Genomic DNA, 18161 nt, shown 5'->3' with positions numbered 1-18161 from the left:
GCTAGTTATTCCATTTTGAAATAGTGGTTGAAATAAGTTCGGCCACTGCTTCAGGATGTTCTAGCGGAAACATATGCCCACCTTTAAATTCAGTATGGTCAATGTTGTTATGCTGAATTAACCTTTCGTACATAGCCGGCCTACACACGGCACCATCTTTAGCCGTTACCAGCAATGCCGGGCACTTCAATTTACCTTTATACTTACCTAAATTGTGCGGTACATTTCGAAATAGCGACGCTTCTACCTCGGCTTTAAATGTTAGCGATGTCATCTCACCTTTAGTGTGGGTTACATGCTTTACATAATCACGAATACACCGCTTATCCATATTACGAAACAATGCTTTTCCTTGAAAATACGCTTCCATATCAATATGAGATGGCCATTGCGTATTTCGAGTTTCAGCTAGCTTTGCTGGGGTTAATTTATTAATTAACGGCGTCCTCTTTGCAAAGCGAAAAAAGTAACTCATGGGCCCCATCACTAACGGAGGGTCAAGCATGATAAGCCCTCGGAACAAGCTGGGCTCCTCGCAGGCTGCCATGTATGAAATCACCGCACCAAAAGAATGCCCTACCGCATAAACACCTCTACTGTCGGTGTTTTCGGCTTTTACGTATTTAATAAGCTCATTAACTTGATTGCGCCAATTCGCATTTACTGGCAATTGAGGATCGTGACCAAACCGGTCGACATGAAGACGATGAAAGTGCTCAGGTAATGAAGAAAAAAGCGCGTTATAACTACCTGCAGGAAATCCATTTGCATGGGCAAAGTGAAAACTTATATCGGTTTTCGACAATGAAATACTCCTTCACGAAAAGCGGTACCAAAGCTATACGTAGCGATAGCAAAGCGGGAAAAGTAAGGGCTGGTAAACCAGCCCTTAATTAAAACAACATGTTAATTATGAAGAAGATAGTACTACAGCCCTCTCGACTCTGCCATCTCCCAATCTTTAACAATTTTAGTACTGGTCCATAAGAACACGATAATAGAAAGCGCATAAGGCACAATCAAATACAGTAAAGATTGACGAAGAGCTTCAACTTCACCCAACGACGGCACTAACGCTTGGCTTATAATACCGGTAATCGTTGGACCACCGCCCAATGCAATTATGTTCAATACAAAGAAAAACAATGCAGTAGACATAGCACGAACATTAATAGGTGCAAGAGTTTGCGCCATGGCAAAGCTTGGGCCTAAATAGGAACCACTAGTGAAGAGTAAGAACGTCATTAACCCTACTGACAACCATAAGTCGTTAACTTGAAGGGAAAAATACAACGCTGGGACACCAATAATTAGCGCAATAGCAGGTAACAACGCATACGCTTTCTTATTTTGTTTACCCCATCTATCGGCAATATAACCACCCAGCCACACGCCTAACGCATAAGCAGAGCCATTGATAATACCGAACGCAATGAGCAACTGCGTTATATCTAACCCTGCAAAGGCACGTACATAATAATCGATGATCCATGTTGAAATGGCGTAGTTGCCGAACGAACCAAAAGAAATGCCTAACGCCATTCCCCACCACGTTGGAATCTTCAACAAAGTTTTGAGTGAAGCTGAAACACTGGGCTTTTCAGCGTCATCCGTTTGTACTGACTCGGTGCGTTTTGGCTCTTTCACCGTAAACTTCAGCAAGAGCGCTAGTATTACGCCCGGTAACCCCACACTAATCATTACCGTACGCCAGTCAGCAGAACCGCCTTGTAAGAAAAATGCAGAAGCAAAGAATGCCAACATCACGCCAAACGGAATACCCAAAGAGTACACCGCCAATGCGCCAGCACGTTTTTCTTTAGGAAATAGGTCGGAAATAATACTGTGTGAAGGTGGGCTACCCCCTGCTTCACCAATGCCCACACCAATTCTAGCCAGCGCCAGTTGGGTGTAGTTCATGGCAAGCCCCGAAGCAGCGGTAAATCCACTCCATAGGGTGAGCGAGATAGCAATGATATTCACGCGACTATAGCGATCGGCAAGCCACGCAATAGGAATGCCCACCACGGTATAAAGAATGGCGAAATATACCCCCTTTAACAAGCCTAACTGCGCGTCATCTAAACCCAAATCAGCTTTAATGAATGGAGAAAGGATGCCTATGATCTGTCTATCAATAAAATTAAATGCATAAACCAGCGTTAGTATCACTAACACATAATTTCTGTAGGCGCGGGACGTATCCGCTTTCTCTACTGGTGCCGTTTGAACCTGACTATGGGCCATATCATTCCCTTTAAATTCAATGAAAACTCAGTCTACGCGCCAGGTTAAAAGATTGACAACTTATTGTTACTTATTTGTAAATATAAAAAGGAATGTTAGCCTAGGCTTTCTGTTAGCTTGAGCTTAAGGTAGGATATCGGCACCCTTACTCATCAGACCAGACAAACAACATGACGGTAGACGAGCTTTTAACGCTTTCTTCATTAGAAGCACTTTCTGAAAATCAATGGAAAGTAGATAACCTCATCATTCCCAGTAATTGGGCGCAAGGGCGTACAGCATTCGGTGGTATTTCAGCAGGCATGGCGTACAGCGCTATTCGTCAAAAAGTCAGTGAAGAACGCGTACTGCGTTCATTTACCACTAACTTTGTAGGTCCACTTTCGCCGGATACGCCATTTTCAATTGAAGTAACTTTATTGCGTGAGGGCAAAAACGTATCTCAATATACCGCTCATGCAAAGCAAAATGGTAAAAGCTGCGTGTTCGTGCAAGCCTGCTTTGGTATTGGCAGAAAATCGGGCATTAAAGTAGAAAACCAAGACACCCATGACATGCCTACGCCCACCAAAGGCAAGTTCATCCCGCAAATTCCAAAGGTCACCCCTAAGTTTTTGCGTCATTTCGATTTAGCCATCGATAAGGGAGGCATTCCCTTCACCCGCAAAAAGACCAGCGTTTACCACGGGCACATGCGTTTTAAAAAGCCACCGGCGAAGATCACAGATGCACACATCATTACCATGATTGATGCTTGGCCGCCCACGCTGTTACAAATGATGAAGTTGCCTGCTCCAGCAAGTACCGTTAGTTGGAATTTGGAATTTATCCACCCGCATAAGCAGGTAGACCCTACAGACTGGTTTGCTTACCAAGCGCATACCCGTCAGGCAGAAGATGGCTATGGGCATACTGAAGCCACTATTTGGGATAAAGACAACGAAGTTGTTGCCATAAGCCGCCAGACCGTGGCAATTTTTGATTAGTTAGAACGTAATTTTTGAACGGGATGCTTGTCTAGAAAGGCATTAATAGTAGATAGTAAAAAGGGGCGTACTGCATAAATGCAGTACGCCCCTTTTTCGTTAATAAAGCATAAACGCGTTAGGGTTGAACAGGGAAATAACTGAAATACACTGCAAGTTGGTAATATCCAATGCATCTTCTAAATCGTCGCGATTAAGCGATAGGCTCTCGTGCAATTCGGGTTTTAAGTTATTGTAGCTAGGATAAATTTCTGAATTCACGTTATCTAAAGCCAAAACGTATGACAACTGCAAGATTTGCTCTTCCACATCAGAAGTGGTGTTTTTGTCGCCGTGTATATTTGCAATAGGCTTATAGATTGTTTCAGGGATACCCCACTCTTTGATGATCCCCGCAGACACGTTCGTAAATGTGTAGCCCAAAACACCAGCCTGTAATTCAGCAGGACTAACTCTTGCGTTGAACGCCTGACAACGTTTCGCGCTATCTGGCAACATGTCTACGACGACCAGCTCACCAATATTATGCAGTAAGCCCGCAACAAATAAGCGTTCCGGCTCTCTGATATTTCGCATTTCAGCAAAATACTTTGCTAACAGACCGCAAGAGACACTTTGCTCCCAAAATTTATCTAAGTCGATAACTTGGCCATCTATTTCTTTGAACGCTTGGCTAACACCAAATGCAAGTGCTAGATCGTACGTAGAGCGCGTACCCACTACTTGTAGCGCTTTAGTAATAGTATCTATTTTATTTGGAAAACGGTACAAGGCCGAATTCGCCACTCTTAATAGCTGTGTCGCTAACGAAGGGTCAAAAGAGATGATGTCTGCAATATCGTCAATATTAGATGCTCCATCATCCATGCACGCTTTTAAACGCGTTACCGAGTCGGGCAGCACAAACAACGTACTCGCGTTACTGATAATATCTTGTAGGGTCATTTAGGTGTACGCTCCTGATATAACCTACTCTATTTAGAAGAGGGTATCTCGCAATCAAGTCTTAAAATAAAACGGTAACTATAAAACATGATTAGCTTTTTCACTACTAGCTACATTATAGCGCGATTATTTAGCCTAGCTAATTAGAATTCATTATCTTTCGTATAGTATGCGATAAATTACATTACATTGTATTCAGTCCCAATAGGGGTTCCCCCTTAAAAGCAGAAGGTTTTAAGCACTTTTATCCGCGATAAAGTTTCATTTTCTTTATTTCCTGCTGTGCTACTATTTCGCGCTTTACACATTTAAGCACAGGTAATCATGTTACAAGGCATGTCAGAAGGAATGTCACAAGGCATGTCACAAGGCATAATGCAGGTTGTAGTCATTGGCTACGTGTGGCCTGAACCCAATTCCTCCGCCGCAGGTCAAAATATGCTGGCCTTAATTAATCAGTTTCTAAGCTACGGCCATAACGTTACTTTTATGACCGCGGCAACAGACAGTATTCATAAAACAGACCTAGATAATATAGGTGTAAGTAGTGAAGCAGTTGCACTTAATTGCAGCAGCTTTAATGAACGAATTGAGAAACTGTCGCCTAACGTGGTTATTTTCGACAGATATATGACCGAAGAGCAATTTTCTTGGCGAGTAAAAGACGCCTGTCCTTCTGCTATCCGCATTTTAAACACCGAAGACCTGCACAGTTTACGACAAGCTAGGCACGATGCCGTTAAAGCACACGATAATGCACTGCGGGCATCCAAAGAAACTGCAGCCTCTCCTGTTGTGGCGCACATTGCCAACGCCGCGAAAGAAGCTGACTACAATACGCCTTTAGCTCAGCGGGAAATTGCCGCTATTTTACGCTGCGACCTTACGTTGGTCATTTCTCGTACCGAGTACGCACTGCTTACCGATTATTACCACGTTCCCGCAAAACAGCTTTATTACCATCCGCTTAATCTCGCGACAGTAACTGACAAGGCACCAGATTTTCAAAAACGCACCGACATTGTCACTATTGGCAATTTTCGACATGCGCCAAATTGGGATGCCGTCTTGCAGCTAAAGCAAACCGTTTGGCCCGCTATTAAAAAGGTGCTCCCCCAAGCAAATTTACATATTTATGGGGCCTACCCACCTAAAAAAGCAACGCAATTACATAACCCCAAAACTGGATTTTACGTAGATGGCTGGGCTGAAAATGCACACGATGTGATTGCTAACGCTAAACTTCTTATAGCGCCACTGCGCTTTGGTGCAGGTATTAAAGGCAAAATACTAGAAGCCATGCGATGTGGTACCCCTACCCTTACAACCTGGGTTGGCGCTGAAGGTATTGCTGAAAGTATTGCTGAAAGTATTGCTGAAGAAATGTCCCCCATAACGCCATTGGCGGCAAGTTCTTCGTTGAAGAGTACAGAAGCAACAGAGAATAGTGCTACGCAGCCTGCATGGGGAGGCGCAATTTGCGATACCCCAGAAGACTTCGCGAAACACGCCGCTAGGTTTTACAACAGCGAAGAGAGTTGGTCGTCAGCAAGTAAGTTAGGGTTAGCCTTGTATCACGCTTTTGAAAATGACAACGAGAGTGAAACCTTGGCAGACCGAGTTGCCATTATAGCTTCAGATGTTAATGCCCATCGCAAGACCTTGTTTTTACAAGGGCTGCTATGGCATCAAACCTTGAATGCGAGTAAATACATGTCGCAGTGGATTGAAGCTAAAAACCAAAACTTATAGCGTATTTAAGCGGCGCAATACACTTAAGATACCATTGCCTCTAGATTGGCTTAAATGGCGCTGCAAATTACACGCGTTCATGTATTGCTTAAAATCGTACGCCTTTCTTTGTTCTTCTGAAAGGTTATTCGCCTTTTCCAGTAGTACCGCTAGCACGCCGCGAATTATTTTACTGGGTGAGTAAGCCGCAATTAAAAGGTCGCCCGAGAGCTGTGAAGGCGTACACGCTACCCACACTTTACTTTCACAGCCCGGTACCAATGAGTCTTCAGTGCGTGCCGACTCAGGTAAAGCCAACAACTGCTTACCAGCCAGCATAATGGCGCGAGTGGCGCCATCCCAGCCTTTTGCCGTAGCCACGGATTGCCCTAGCGGCAACAGTTGCGTAGATTCTGTCATCGTTTTGAGGTTACAGCGTGGTTGTTCATATCAACGTCTTCAGAAAACTGAGCCCAACAGCTAGGCACTAGCATCTGCGCTAAACTCGGCGCTTAGCTCTTCTGCCGTCATCACTAAATTTTCGGCATCAGCAGAGGTAGGAAACATAACCACTTCCACCCCATTTTTAGTTAAACCCGGTAACCACGTTTCGGTAAACTCATCAAATGGTACTGCCACGCACGTACCCGTAATTTGGTTGTCGTCCAACCACGCCTGCGCTAAGTTATTGTGAGGAAAAACGGGTAGTCGAGTAATGTCGTTGTCTTCCAGCATGACAAAGCCTTCTGTACCTTGGATTAGCCAAATTTCTTTCGCTTTGGGTACGTAGCTGATCACTAGCATTTGTCGGTCTTCAGCAGACAAACATTTAGCTTGCGCTAGCACAGTATCGTTCAGGGTGGCGGTTACAGTATCTGGAAACACAAAAAATTACCTTATATTTAAGAGGCGCCGATAAGAGGCGCTAAGTATACCCTTTGCAGGCTTCCCCGCCAAATAGCAAAGCCTCTTTAATCTTATAAATTCAAGTTGAAAACATCTCCTATGGCTAATATTATTGCGACCAGTTTCATGTAGCATTGCCTCAGTTTTACGCTTGGGGTTTCAAAACGCATTTCACATGCTTCTTGTACATTAGCAATCTGAATTTCATGGTAGTACATTACATCTGCCTTTCTTTCAAAAAACGCAAAGCTTAAAACTTCATGCACAACTTATTTAGCGACCTAAAAGCAAAAACTTACAACAAACATGAAGAGTTAGAGCACAGCACGCCCTTTGCACTTTTTCATAATATGGCGGGGTGTAACGACAATGAAGCTCATGAGGTTCATCGGGGAAATTACCTTAACGTACTTTGCGTTATGCGAGAATTCCACCAGCATTGCAAGCTAGTCATTAACGATGCAACTGAGAAATACCCTACCCTTCAGGCTTTAGCAAATCAGTTTGAAACCCAAGCAGTGGTAACGTCGCTTGATAACGACTTAGCAGAGCTAAATTCAATCAGCGCCCAGTGTACTAGTGAATTACAAAGCGTTGACTTACCTAATTTTGAAACACTGCTTTCGGCTACTATTTCCGCGATGTATGTGTGGCTAGGATCATCAATGGGCGCCAATATTATTAGCCGTAGGCTTGAAAAGTCAGACTACGGTTTTCCTACGCATTACTATCAATCCATGGCAAAACAAGCCAAAGCTTGGCCCGAATTTAAGCAAGAAGTAGTACGGTTACTACCCCTAATAATTGAAGGGGCGGATGTTGTAAGCCAGGCAGGAAGCCAGGTTGATAGACAGGTTGAGAGTCGGGTTGAGAGCCAAAACAGTGAAACGTTAAGCGTTGCTATTATTAATGATGCCAACCTTTGGTTTGATCATCTTATTTTGCTAGGAAAAAGTACAAATTTGCCACCACAAACATTAAGTTAAACCCAGCATTCTGTTAATATTCATTAATTCGTTTTTTTAAGAAGTTCTTATGAAAGTAATCTCATTTAATATCAATGGCATTCGCGCCCGCCTTCACCAACTTCAAGCATTAATAGATGCACATCAGCCTGACATTATTGGCCTACAGGAAATAAAAGTTCATAACGAACAGTTTCCTGTTGAAGCAGTTGAAGCGATGGGTTATCACGTTTATTTTCATGGTCAAAAGAGTCACTACGGTGTGGCTTTTTTAGCGAAAAAAGAGCCTGAATCTGTGCTTATGGGTTTCCCTACTGATGAAGAAGATGCGCAGCGTCGCATGATCATATTGAAAACCACTGACAACGACGGCCAGCCAGTAACCGTATTAAATGGTTACTTCCCACAAGGCGAAAACGAAAAGCACGAAACTAAATACCCAGCAAAACGTAAGTTCTATAAAGATCTAATGACTTATCTAGACACCCACCATACTCCTGATGAAAATGTCATTGTGATGGGCGATGTGAATATCTCACATACCGATTCAGATATTGGCATTGGCGAAGAGAATAAAAAACGTTGGTTGCGTACGGGCAAATGTAGCTTTTTACCCGAAGAAAGAGTGTGGTTGAACACATTGATGGATTGGGGTTTTGAAGACAGCTTTAGAACCTTGAACCCTGACACTACCGACAGGTATTCGTGGTTCGATTATCGTTCAAAAGGTTTTAATGATAATCGTGGTCTTCGTATTGATCTTATTCTGGCTACCCCTTCTATGCACAAACGATTGAGTGATGCCGGAATAGACTATGAACTTCGCGGCATTGAAAAGCCGTCAGATCATGCGCCTATTTGGGCTACTTACAGTAAATAAGAAATCGACAGTAGATAAATAACGGAGAGTACGTGACAACGCTACAGTGGCTTGGCCTAGCTTTATATTGTTTAACCCTAGTTGGCGTTATTAAACAAATTTCTGTTGTAGGCCTAATGGGTGATAAACACCAACAGCACCTGTTGTTTGGTAGCGCTGCCGCGTTGTTCGCTTTTTGGATCTTCAAAGTGGGAATTTTTGAAGGGCTAGACGTACATTTTGTAGGTTTGAGTGTGGTCACACTTATGCTCGGGTTTCGTTACGCCATTCTGGCCGGCACCCTCGCGTTATTAGGTGCTACCGCCGCTGGTTTTGCACAGTGGCACACCATAGGTGTAAATGGCGTATTAGGGATTATGCTGCCTGTCGCGGTAACCTACTTGGTATATTTAGTGTCTTTTCACCACCTGCCCCGCCAGCTGTTCGTTTATATTTTTGTGTGCGCTTTCTTTCCAGGCGCACTCAGTATAGCTCTTAAAACCGGCGCACTTGCGGGTTATTACTTTGTTGATGGCATTTATACGTGGGATGTTATTTACGATAATTTTGTACTTCTCATTCCACTTTTAGTGTTTCCAGAAGCCTTACTCAACGGAATGGCCATCACCTTACTTGTTATCTATCAACCCACTTGGGTTTACACCTTCCACGATAAGTTTTATTTCGATAACTAAACAAGACACCCACCATTTGCACTCTACTAAATTACATGGACTCCCACCTTTATACCTTGATGAATTATCTGGACACCCACCCTAATTCATAAACTCCTTACGGAGACACCCATGTTTTTTCAAAACCAGATTTATGAAGACACCCACGTTTGCAGCCTTAAATATAACCAAGAGCATCCACCTTATAGTGATAAGCATAAAGATGGGTGTCTTGATAAGAGAATGTCGAAATAACGTGGGTGTCTTGATAAGAGAATGCCGAAATAACGTGGGTGTCTTGATAAGAGAATGCCGAAATAACGTGGGTGTCTTGATAAATCTAGGCACAAAAAAACCGCCTGATTGGCGGTTTTAATATGGGTGTCTTTGTAAAAGCTAGCGTGTTGCGCTTACTTTTTGTCGAATAAGATATCCATAACGTCGGCTAGTTCGCCTTTGCCTTCACGAATTTCTTCTTCGCTTAACCCAGCGATTTCGTGTGGGAACACTAACCACTCGTCACTTTCGTTAACATAATAGTCAGGCACTATGTCAGTTGTGTTGTTCTGAGGTTTGTACCAAGGGCATGCAATACGAATATCTTTTGGCATATTCAAACGCATTAGTTTACGAATTTGCTGAATAAGCGCATCAACACTGCGGCCCGAATCGAAAACATCATCAACAATAAGTAGCTTGTGTTCAGCGTCAGCGTTTTCCACTAAGTAGTGTAAACCGTGAACACGAATTTCTTTAGATTGCTTATTAATGCCATAGTAAGAAGAAGTACGTACCGCAATGTGGTCGGTTGAATAGTCTTTAAACTCAAAATATTCTTGTACCGCTATGCCGATAGGTGCACCACCGCGCCAAATACCAATGATGAAATCGGGGCGAAACCCGTCATCATACACCTTTGCTGCTAAACGAAAGGAATCCTGAAGCAACGCTTGCGAGGTGATAAAATTCTTGTTCATGACGTCTCACTGGCCGAAATTTAAAGTCCGCGATTATAGTGAATTTCGCCGCGATTTGCACGGCAATTTAACTATCTTATTCGTTTTGAAGTGCTTGCGAAGGTTGCGTTTTCATGGCACGCCTAGCAGGGTAAATACTCGCCACAATACAAAGTAACAATGAAAATAGCGTGACAGAAACAATTTGCAGCCAGTGCATATCAATAGGTAGCCCCTGCCCGTCTGACGACAACGCAATAGGCACATTAAGCAAACTCATCACAGGGTTTAACAGTAAAGTAATAACCACACCTGCAACTAATCCAATACCTGCGCCCTTTACGCCATTAAACAGCCCGTTCAATACAAATACCGTCATAATGGTGATTGGTAGCATGCCTTGGGTTTGCAATACTGCAATGTCGCCTTGTTTTTCAGACACCACCATCACTAACGATGAAACCAAATTAAACGCCGCCACGGCTATGATTAATAGCAGCATTAAGAACATCATGTTCTTTTCCATTTTTACCGCATCAAACAAAGGGCCTTGGCGCTCGCGCCATGTACGAACAGGTAAATCAGCCTCAACAATAGGCTTTAGTGTGTCTAGATACAAAAAGGCATCATCTAAAAATAATCGAGTAGCTGTGTTCTTGCCTGAAACATCGCGCAGTAAACGGTTCACATCATCAAGCTGCATATAAATAACTTTGTCATCCATTTGCGAGCCCATGTCGAATACGCCTGAAATCGTCACCAACCGTTGGCTTGGCATGCGTCCAAATGGCGTGTAAACACTGGCTCCAGCTACCATTACCCGAAGTTTGTCGCCAGCCCGCACATTTAACTGCATAGACAGCGCCCTGCCAATAATGGCGTTATAGCTACCTGCTGTTAGGCTTGCAAAATCGCCCTGCTGCATTTCGTGAGCAACCATGGTGTGCTGCGCCATGCTGTCTGCTTGCACACCATGTAACTGTACACCACGTAAATCAGAACGAGATTGCACCACCGCTTCGGCTTCTCGAAATGGCATGCTTGCCACCACATTGGGCAAGCCCATTACAAAGCTTTCATCAACAGGGGCATTAATTTCAATATGCGGCACTATGCCCAAAATACGCTGCTTTAACTGGGCTTCAAAGCCGTTCATTACCGAAAGCACAATAATAAGCGCCGTTAGGCCAAGTGCAATACCGGCTACCGAAAAGCGATTGATAAAGGAAACAAAGCTATTTTGGCTAGACGACTGCGCCGGGCCAGATTTCGCATACCGATAAGCAATAAAAGCGGGAAGAGGAAAATACATAATGCGCGCTTAGTCCAAAGGTGTGATGACGGGGCAATCTCAAAATAGTAAAGTGCGTATACTACGTGTAAGCTACTGGCCGTACAAGATAAGTGGCGGGAGATATGATGGAAAACCTAAGCCTAGAAGAAAAAAAAGCCCAGTTCGATGAGTATTTCTCTATTCAGCACAACGTTAACATTAACGTGAAACCACTTGCTGAAGGTGAATCCGTACCTTCTGAAGCGGGTTTAGAGCAAGCCATGCCCTATGCATTTCGCGTTGCGAGCGAAATGGCCAGCATTGAAGCTCAAGCACTTCGCCCGTTGCGCCATTTAAGCGACCATGCTGAATCGTTGGCGGAATACTTAAACCACCAAGCTCGTAAAATAGATTTGATGATGTCATTTATTTTGCACCAGCAAGATGAACCAGATCATCGTTTTAGCACAATAAAGCTCGGTGGCGGGGGCGTAATTATTAAAAGCTCAACCGCCATGAACATCGGCAGCCAAGCTGAACTCAAATTATTTCTTGATACTGAAGCGGCCGCTATATTTTGCTACGGGGAAGTTATTACTTGCGAGAACGTCGAGGATGACTACCATATAGCTTTTGTTTTCAATAGCATCCGAGAGCAAGACCAAGAATTGCTTGTTCGAGCCAGCTTGCATTTGCAAACGCAGCAATTGAAAAAACGCGCGCAAGATAAGGCTTCCGGAGCCTGACGCTATAATAAAAGTCAGAGAATAAAAGCCGGAAAACCAAAGCTAGAAAACAGAAGCCCAGCAACACACTTAAACCGAATAAGTAGTTTATAGGACGACATGACAGCAACTCTTTTATCTTTGCCTTTGCCGACCCAGAAAAAATCCGCCTCTGTGCAAGACCACAAGCAATGGGGTCAGTTACAAGGCAGCAGCGCCGCACTGTGCATTACTCAAGCACAAGCCCAATACAATGGCCCTATTGTGCTGGTGACCGCCGACACTCCATCGGCGCTAAAACTAGAAAAAGAGCTGGCGTTCTTTATGCCTGGCGGCGCCTCTGGTGATAAAAGCGGTGAAACCAACGTACCTATTACAGTGTTCCCCGATTGGGAAACCCTGCCCTACGATTCGTTTTCGCCGCATCAAGATATTGTCTCGCAGCGTTTAGAAACCTTATACCGCTTCACCCAGCAGGTGAATGGCATTTTCATTGTGCCAGTAAACACGTTAATGCAACGTTTGGCACCTACCGATTACCTCGCTAAATACCTGTTGATGCTGAACAAGGGAGACACCCTTGATAGAGACCAATTCAGACGCAACTTAGAACAAGCGGGCTATTTGCACGTTAGCCAGGTGATGAGCCACAGTGAATTTTCGGTGCGCGGTAGTATTATCGATTTATTCCCCATGGGCAGCGACAAGCCGTTTCGTATTGATTTGTTCGATGACGAAGTAGACTCTATTCGCTTTTTCGATACCGAAACCCAGCGCTCTGGCGATGCGGTTGAAAAAATAAAGTTGCTACCAGCACGGGAATTCCCTACCGATAAAGAATCTATCACCCTTTTCCGTCAGCGCTTTTTAGAAAAGTTCGATGCCAACAACGCCTCAGAGTCGGTGTTTTCTCAAGTTACCAAAGGCACCATGCCTAGTGGTGTTGAATATTACTTGCCGTTGTTTTTTGATAAAACCGCTACCTTATTCGATTACCTGCACCCTAAAAGTGTGTTGTTGTTACATGGTGATGTTCAAGATGCCAGCGAGTTTTTCTGGGCAGACATTCAAGAGCGTTACGAACAGCACAGATACAACCCTGCAAGGCCATTGCTGCCACCTGAAGATTTATTCCTACCAATCAATACCTTGTTTGGTGAAATTAAACAGTGGCCGCGGGTAACTTTGACCAAAGACGTGATTGAAGAAAAGCCGGGCAGCTTTAACTTAGGCTGCGACAAACTTGACGACATTGCTATAAACACCCAAAAGAAAGTACCGGCAGAACAATTAATTGCCACGGTGAACAATGCCAAAAAGCGCGGTGCCAAGGTACTGTTTTGCGCTGAAACTCAAGGTCGCCGTGAAGGGCTACTTACCGTTTTACAAAAGGCGGGCATTAAGCCTAAAGCAGCTGAATCGTTCAATACCTTTGTTAGTGCCAGCGACAACATCGGTATTACCGTGGGCATGGTTGAAAATAGCTTTAACTGGCGAAGTGACAGTGGCGAACTGCTATTTATCACCGAAACCGAGCTATTAGGTCATAAGGTAAGCCAACGCAGACGCCGAGACAAACGCTCCGCCACTGACGAAAGTGCCATTATTCGTAACTTGGCCGAGCTAACCACCGGCCAGCCCGTGGTACATTTAGATCATGGTGTAGGCCGTTACATTGGCATGCAAACTCTTGATGCTGGCGGTGTAACCACCGAATACTTATGCATTGAATACGCCAAACAAGCTAAGCTGTATGTGCCTGTAGCGTCGTTACACTTTATTTCTCGTTATACCGGCGGCGATGCCGATCATGCACCGCTTAACTCGTTAGGCTCTGATGCATGGAGCAAAGCAAAACAAAAAGCCGCTGAAAAAGTACGCGACGTTGCCGCAGAACTGCTTGATGTATACGCCCGACGCGCCGCTAAACCCGGCTTTGCGTACAACATTGAATGGGACGAATATCAAAAATTCGCCGACAGCTTCCCGTTTGAAGAAACGCCAGACCAAGCCCAAGCCATTGCTGCCGTTATTCACGACATGGGCAGCCCGCACGCTATGGACAGACTGGTATGTGGCGACGTAGGCTTCGGTAAAACAGAAGTGGCCATGCGCGCAGCATTTTTAGCTGCAAACCAAGGCAAACAAGTCGCTATTTTGGTGCCCACCACCCTACTTGCCCAACAGCATCATGAAAACTTTAAAGATCGCTTTGCCGCATGGCCGTTTGAAATTGAAGTGATGAGCCGCTTTATTAGCGCCAAGGGCCAGAAAGAAACCATGCAGCGCCTTAGCGAAGGCAAAGTAGACATTGTAGTAGGTACGCACAAGCTATTGTCGAACGATATTAAATTCAAAGATTTAGGCTTGCTGATCATCGATGAAGAGCACCGTTTCGGGGTTCGACAAAAAGAGAAGCTAAAATCGCTTCGCGCCGACGTAGATATTCTTACCCTTACCGCAACGCCAATTCCTCGAACGTTGAATATGGCCATGTCGGGCATGCGTGATTTATCGATAATTGCAACCGCGCCAGCAAGACGCTTATCGATTAAAACCTTTGTGCAGCAGCGCAACAAAGCCACTATTCGTGAAGCGATAATGCGGGAAATTTTACGTGGTGGGCAGGTTTATTTCCTTCATAACGAAGTAGATACCATTGCCAGAACCGCTGAAGAAATTGCCGAAATTGTACCTGAAGCACGCATTGCCATGGGTCACGGCCAAATGCGCGAACGTGAACTAGAAGGTGTGATGAGCGACTTCTACCACCAGCGCTACAACGTACTGGTGTGTACTACTATTATTGAAACCGGCATTGATGTGCCAAGCGCCAATACCATTATTATGGACAGAGCCGATCATTTAGGCCTAGCCCAATTGCACCAATTGCGTGGACGTGTGGGTCGCTCACACCACCAGGCTTACGCGTACTTGCTTACACCGCATCCTAAACGCATGACCAAAGATGCGGCGAAACGATTAGATGCCATATCGAAATTGGAAGACTTAGGTGCAGGCTTTGCGCTAGCCACTCACGACCTTGAAATTCGTGGTGCAGGTGAATTATTGGGCGACGACCAATCTGGGCAAATTGCCAGCATAGGTTTCAGCCTTTACATGGACATGCTAGATAGAGCGGTAACATCGCTGAAAGAAGGTAAAGAACCTTCGCTAGACGATGCCATGGCAGGCCACACCGAAGTAGAGCTTCGCATTCCTGCCCTACTGCCAGATGACTATATTGCCGATGTAAACACCAGGCTTTCGCTATACAAGCGTTTAGCCAGCTGTAAAAACCAAGACGACATAGACGAATTCCAAGTAGAATGTATCGACCGCTTTGGTTTGTTACCAGAACCGGCGAAAAACTTAGTAGAAGTAGCGGAAATAAAAATAAAAGCAGAAGCCATAGGCGTGCTTAAAGTAGACTTGTCATCACAAGGCGGTACCATAGAGTTTACAGATACCACCAAGGTTGACCCTGGCTATATTATTAAGCTGGTACAAACCAAGCCAAATACCTTCAAATTTGAAGGCAGCCAGAAACTACGATTAGTAAAACAGACTGATACTGCAAAAGCGCGTATTGCGTTTATTAGCGATATCATTGCCGACCTTGCAAAGGAGTCGCGATAACATGAGGTTTTTTCGTTGGAGCCCACTACTTGCTGTATTGGCTTCTACCCCGTTGTTGGCAAATGACGACTGGTGGTTCGATGTTGAAGTTATTGTTTTTGAAAGAAAGGTGGCAATGTCTGCCCTTGAAGAACAGTTCGATTTAGCTGATTCATTAGCCGTTCCGGCTACCGATGCCGATGTAATAGGCGCGGTTATTACCCCCGACATTAGCATGCTAAAGCAAGGCATTGCGGTTTGTGGTGAAACCAATGCGCTTGAGTGGCCAAAGTTTGATTATTTTGCCAGCGCCTCAAGTGAAACGGATGCGCAAGCAACAAACCAGGCATCGAAAGTAATATCTGAAGAAACCAATTCATATCAACTTCAGTCTACTCAAACCAACTTTGCCAATGAGCTGGGCTCCCAATCATTAATGGGCACCCAAGCTTTAACCGACACGTTATCAAATGACGATTTATCAGATAACGGCTTATCGGCAGAAGAAATAGCCGGCTATTGGACTGAGTTTCTAGGTTTAGATGAAACAGAAACCGTTACGGTACCTAACCAGCCGTATTGCGTAGTGCAAAAGCCTTGGTTGAGCTATTACGACAGTAAATGGCATATTCATCGCCCAGACAACCGTTTACCAGCACCTAAAGAGTTGCCCATTACCCCAGAAGGTAGCGATTGGCCATACGCTAGCCACGCCCATTTATTAACGAAGAACGCACAAGAAATGGCGTCTTTATCGCGCCAAATTAGACAAAACCGCGATCTCACTCGCTTATTACACGTTACTTGGCGTCAGCCTGTAAAATTCGGTAAAGATAAAGCTTTCAACGTTCGCCTTTTTGCTGGCAACAACTTTTCAGATGAGTTTGACCAAGACGGCGTTCAGCGCCCGCCTCAGCCACCACTACGCTTTGGCAACACTGCGTCAATCTCTGGCAGCTCTGGTTCAAATAGCTATGGTTCAAATAGCTCTGGTTCAAACGGCTCTGGTTCCAGCAGCTTTGATGAAAACAGCTATCAAAATTTAGAAGATAAAATCCAAAGTCTAGACGCTACAACCAGTGGCGTTAGCGGCATTAGTGGCGTTAGTGCTACTGACGGATTAAATGAAAACCAAGGTAATAGCCAGCCATTTGGGCTGAATGCCACCAGCACTGAAACTATAACAAGCGACTTCTTTTACGATTTAGATGCACGACTTGCTAGCCCAACGCCCATATTATATAAAGATTTACTAGCGTTAGATAACGCCGATGTTATCGACGACGCTGACGAAAGTAATATAAGCGCAGCATTTCGTGCGCCTATTTGGAAAGTAGACGGCAACATAAAAGTATTTTTGAAATACATAAACCGTGTGCCCTATTTGCATATCGATAGCGAGCTTTTCTACCGCCAGCCTATTCCTGTTGAAGGGCAAGCGGCAGCCAACTCATCAAGCTCTATTAGTAGCGTAAGCAGCAATGAAGATGCCAACGCTTCGCCAGAATATCAATTGGTGTCGTTGCCCTTTAGCGAACAGCGCCGGGTAATCAGCAACCAGCTTCATTACTTTGATCACCCCTTATTTGGCATGGTGGTACAAATTCGTCGTTACAAACGCCCAAGCGCACCTGAAGAGTAAGAACAAGGATTAATACCAGCATGAAAATTTATACCCGCTCGGGCGACAAAGGCAGTACGCAAATATATGCCGATAAGCCAGTAAGAGTAGAAAAAGATGATGCGGTAGTACAAAGCTACGGTGATATCGATGAACTTAACAGCCACTTAGGGCTATTGGCTTCAATGGTAGCCGTGCATTTAAAAGAAAACATTTACACTATTCAGCGAAACTTGTTTCAGGCAGGCTTTGCTATTTCTGCCAGTTCTACCCTTACGCAAAACGACGTAGTTAAGCTGGAAAGTGATATTGATAAAATGACAGCCACTTTGGGCCCGCAAACCACGTTTGTACTGCCTGGTGGCAGCAAAGCGGCTGCCCAAAGCCATGTATGTCGTGCAGTGTGCAGACGTGCAGAACGAGCCGTTATAGTGCTAACCAAGCACTACGATGTACCCGCCGTAGTGCCTGCTTACTTAAACAGGCTGTCTGATTACTTATTTACCTTCGCCCGCTTTTTAAATGCCGAAGCAGGGTTTGATGAAGTCGCCGTTTAGTTGCGGCTTAAGTGTCTAGCCGCACACTTTGCGGCTTATGCAATACGGTTTAAAACCGGCCTACTAAATGTTAACTCACCCATGCCTTGCACAGCTAA

16 protein-coding genes are annotated in these 18161 nt (G+C 44.6%); 9 read left to right on the top strand and 7 right to left on the bottom strand.

The features are described from left to right. Window position 1: 1 nt before the first annotated feature. Together J5X92_RS05750 and J5X92_RS05745 are read right to left on the bottom strand one after the other, a co-directional pair. A complete protein-coding gene (locus J5X92_RS05750) occupies window positions 2-805 on the bottom strand; it encodes an alpha/beta hydrolase (RefSeq protein ID WP_013784527.1) in 804 nt (267 codons plus the stop codon). Between the two features lie 122 nt (window positions 806-927). After that, window positions 928-2247: an MFS transporter gene (locus J5X92_RS05745; RefSeq protein WP_126873697.1), complete on the bottom strand. Its 1320-nt coding sequence runs from the start codon at window positions 2245-2247 to the stop codon at window positions 928-930. A gap of 170 nt (window positions 2248-2417) precedes the next feature. Between J5X92_RS05745 and J5X92_RS05740 the strand changes: the two genes are divergently transcribed. Beyond that, the gene (locus tag J5X92_RS05740; RefSeq protein WP_126873698.1) at window positions 2418-3233 is read left to right on the top strand and encodes a thioesterase family protein; all 816 of its coding nucleotides are present in this window, start codon (window positions 2418-2420) and stop codon (window positions 3231-3233) included. A 99-nt stretch (window positions 3234-3332) separates the two neighbouring features. Here the strand turns inward: J5X92_RS05740 and J5X92_RS05735 are convergent, their stop codons facing one another. Further along, window positions 3333-4178 carry an HDOD domain-containing protein gene (locus J5X92_RS05735; RefSeq protein WP_013784530.1) on the bottom strand — a complete coding sequence of 282 codons (846 nt, stop codon included), beginning with the start codon at window positions 4176-4178 and terminating at the stop codon, window positions 3333-3335. 360 nt (window positions 4179-4538) lie between these two features. Between J5X92_RS05735 and J5X92_RS05730 the strand changes: the two genes are divergently transcribed. Then, complete coding sequence (locus J5X92_RS05730) at window positions 4539-5930, top strand: glycosyltransferase (RefSeq protein ID WP_244360303.1); 1392 nt, start codon at window positions 4539-4541, stop codon at window positions 5928-5930. Here the strand turns inward: J5X92_RS05730 and J5X92_RS05725 are convergent. Both J5X92_RS05725 and J5X92_RS05720 read right to left on the bottom strand, forming a co-directional pair. Further along, entirely contained in the window at window positions 5925-6329 is a 405-nt protein-coding gene (locus J5X92_RS05725; protein ID WP_208805023.1) for a SufE family protein, read from the bottom strand. The two genes, J5X92_RS05730 and J5X92_RS05725, sit on opposite strands and share 6 nt — an antisense overlap. Window positions 6330-6389: 60 nt before the next feature. After that, complete coding sequence (locus J5X92_RS05720) at window positions 6390-6794, bottom strand: DUF2750 domain-containing protein (protein WP_208805022.1); 405 nt, start codon at window positions 6792-6794, stop codon at window positions 6390-6392. A 281-nt stretch (window positions 6795-7075) separates the two neighbouring features. On the opposite strand from J5X92_RS05720, the gene J5X92_RS05715 reads away from it, so the two are divergent. Genes J5X92_RS05715 through J5X92_RS05705 form a run of 3 tightly spaced genes read left to right on the top strand, consistent with a single transcriptional unit; the run spans window position 7076 to window position 9334 of the window. After that, the gene (locus tag J5X92_RS05715) at window positions 7076-7801 is read left to right on the top strand and encodes a hypothetical protein (protein WP_208805020.1); all 726 of its coding nucleotides are present in this window, start codon (window positions 7076-7078) and stop codon (window positions 7799-7801) included. A 49-nt stretch (window positions 7802-7850) separates the two neighbouring features. Further along, entirely contained in the window at window positions 7851-8660 is an 810-nt protein-coding gene (gene xthA / locus J5X92_RS05710) for an exodeoxyribonuclease III (RefSeq protein WP_126873703.1), read from the top strand. 32 nt (window positions 8661-8692) lie between these two features. Beyond that, entirely contained in the window at window positions 8693-9334 is a 642-nt protein-coding gene (locus tag J5X92_RS05705) for an energy-coupling factor ABC transporter permease (protein ID WP_208805018.1), read from the top strand. Window positions 9335-9723: 389 nt separating this feature from the next. Here the strand turns inward: J5X92_RS05705 and J5X92_RS05700 are convergent, their stop codons facing one another. Both J5X92_RS05700 and J5X92_RS05695 read right to left on the bottom strand, forming a co-directional pair. Beyond that, window positions 9724-10290 carry a phosphoribosyltransferase family protein gene (locus J5X92_RS05700; protein ID WP_208805016.1) on the bottom strand — a complete coding sequence of 189 codons (567 nt, stop codon included), beginning with the start codon at window positions 10288-10290 and terminating at the stop codon, window positions 9724-9726. A 76-nt stretch (window positions 10291-10366) separates the two neighbouring features. Further along, window positions 10367-11581, bottom strand: coding sequence for a lipoprotein-releasing ABC transporter permease subunit (locus J5X92_RS05695; protein WP_208805014.1), 1215 nt, complete (start codon window positions 11579-11581; stop codon window positions 10367-10369). 107 nt (window positions 11582-11688) lie between these two features. On the opposite strand from J5X92_RS05695, the gene J5X92_RS05690 reads away from it, so the two are divergent. From J5X92_RS05690 to J5X92_RS05675, 4 genes are all read left to right on the top strand, one after another. Beyond that, window positions 11689-12288, top strand: coding sequence for a PilZ domain-containing protein (locus J5X92_RS05690; RefSeq protein ID WP_129740587.1), 600 nt, complete (start codon window positions 11689-11691; stop codon window positions 12286-12288). A 99-nt stretch (window positions 12289-12387) separates the two neighbouring features. After that, window positions 12388-15906: a transcription-repair coupling factor gene (gene mfd, locus J5X92_RS05685; protein ID WP_208805012.1), complete on the top strand. Its 3519-nt coding sequence runs from the start codon at window positions 12388-12390 to the stop codon at window positions 15904-15906. A 1-nt stretch (window position 15907) separates the two neighbouring features. Beyond that, window positions 15908-17527: a CsiV family protein gene (locus tag J5X92_RS05680; RefSeq protein ID WP_208805010.1), complete on the top strand. Its 1620-nt coding sequence runs from the start codon at window positions 15908-15910 to the stop codon at window positions 17525-17527. Between the two features lie 20 nt (window positions 17528-17547). Next, window positions 17548-18063, top strand: a complete 516-nt coding sequence (locus tag J5X92_RS05675; RefSeq protein WP_208805008.1) for a cob(I)yrinic acid a,c-diamide adenosyltransferase — start codon at window positions 17548-17550, stop codon at window positions 18061-18063. Window positions 18064-18161 lie beyond the last annotated feature (98 nt).

The organism is Alteromonas sp. K632G (assembly GCF_017653625.1).
GTDB lineage: Bacteria > Pseudomonadota > Gammaproteobacteria > Enterobacterales > Alteromonadaceae > Alteromonas > Alteromonas naphthalenivorans.
This window is presented reverse-complemented; position numbering and strand designations above follow the sequence as displayed.